This is a genomic window from Xanthovirga aplysinae, from assembly GCF_009711365.1.
GTDB classification, from domain to species: Bacteria; Bacteroidota; Bacteroidia; order Cytophagales; family Cyclobacteriaceae; genus Xanthovirga; species Xanthovirga aplysinae.
Window position 1 is genome coordinate 1 of sequence record NZ_SMMB01000494.1, and the last position, 1904, is coordinate 1904.

The window sequence follows — 1904 nt, forward strand, 5'->3', positions numbered from 1 at the left end:
TAGTTCTGGTGTTAAGAAAATTCCCGAGAATACATTTATAATAAATGGAAACGGAAATTTTCTTTTACCGGGGCTTTGGGATATGCACACTCATTCTACTCCTTATTCACCATGGTTACATCATCCCCTTTTTGTGGCAAATGGTGTTACGGGTATTAGAGATATGTCGGGTCGTTTGAATAAGAAAGACAGTTACTGGGCAGGAACAAAAGAAAGACTTAAATGGAATAAACTACTACAAGACAACAAATCAATTGCACCTCGATACTTGTTGCATAGTAGTTTTGCAATTGATAAAAATTTCTCAATACCAAATGGCTTTCCCGAATTCTTCAAATTGAAAAATAGTGAGGATGTCCCGCAATTATTAGCTTTTTACAAAGATGAGGGTGCGGATTTTATTAAAGTATATTCCGAGATTCCTGAAACCTCCTACAGAAAACTAATCCAAGAAGCACCAAACTATAATTTACACATTGCTGGGCATAAGCCACTCAATATAACGCTAAAAGAGGCCATCATCTTGGGCCAAAGAAGTTTTGAACATGGCAGGATTTTTATGTATGACTGTTATCCAGGGGCAGAAGCCCTACTCAAAGCGACTGAAAAAAGAAAAATGTTTAGAAATTCCATGAAATCAATGGTTAAAGACTTTAATACTGAGAAGGCTGAATATCTTATGGATTTAATGCGTGAACATAAAGCTTATTGGACACCAACTTTACAGACAGTTAAAATGGGGGCTTACGCTGATGATGAATCCTTCCTAACAAACCCTCATCTAAAATATATTCCCACGATGAGACAAAAGTTAATATGGAACCCTGATATTGGCAGGTCTGCTAAAGCTAATAAATCCTCTACTAGAAAAGGAATAAATTTAAATTTCTACAAAGCCGTTCAAAAACAAGTTGGAATGGCCAATAGAAAGAGAGTGTTAATAATGGCTGGCACTGATGTAACAGACACTTATGTATTTCCTGGCTTTAGTCTTCATACTGAACTGAAAGATTTGACAAAATGCGGATTATCCAACTTAGAAGCGCTGCAATCTGCAACCATTATTCCAGCCAGGTATTGTGGATTAGAAAAAGGTTATGGTAGCATAGAAGTTGGTAAAATGGCTGATTTGATTATATTGGAGAAAAACCCATTGAAGAACATCGAAAACACGAAATTAATATACGGAGTAATGATCAATGGCATTTATCATGATAAGGAGAAGCTTGGGGCTTTAAAAGAAATCACATCATCTTTGGCGTCATCCTTTCATATGAATGTAAAATTTATTTATAGCCTTTTTGGTAGTCCTTTAATGAGAAAGCAATTTGCCGATTAATTTGAAATAGAGACAAAATCTTAATTAACTAAAAAGACTTAACAGGCTTAGCCATCATAAAAAAGTGCGGCAGCCAACCGCCCCCAACTTTATCCAATAAATTATCATCTAAATGCATAACTTATGAAAAATACTGAGGAGCCCATTGTAGTAGAACAAAGCTTTGACAGCTCTGTAGAAAATGTTTGGGATGCGATAACCGTCTATAATAAGATGATAAAATGGTTTTTTCCCAACCTACCCTCTTTTGAGCCGGTCGTGGGTTTTGAAACACGATTTGTGGTCCAAAATGAAGGAAGAATTTTTCCGCATTTATGGAAATTGACAGAAGTAATCCCCATGAAGAAAATTATTTACGATTGGAGGTATGAAGGGTATCCTGGCAGATCGGTTGTGATTTTTGAGCTAATGGAAGAGGGCAACAAAACAAAATTAAAATTGACCTCTAAAGTTCTTGAAGACTTCCCTGATCATATTCCTGAATTCAAAAGAGAAAGTGGTGTTGAGGGATGGAGTTATTTAATCCAAAAAAGCCTAAAAGAATATATAGAAGAAAACGTGAAAT

At 35.8% G+C, this 1904-nt stretch carries 2 protein-coding genes; both read left to right on the top strand.

The window, feature by feature from the left end:
- Nucleotides 1-1339, top strand: a 1339-nt coding sequence (locus tag E1171_RS02075; protein WP_155203601.1) for an amidohydrolase family protein, incomplete at its 5' end; no start/stop codon positions are given.
- A 123-nt stretch (nucleotides 1340-1462) separates the two neighbouring features.
- Nucleotides 1463-1904 (top strand): SRPBCC family protein (locus tag E1171_RS02080; protein WP_155203603.1); only part of this gene is annotated, 442 nt, incomplete at its 3' end.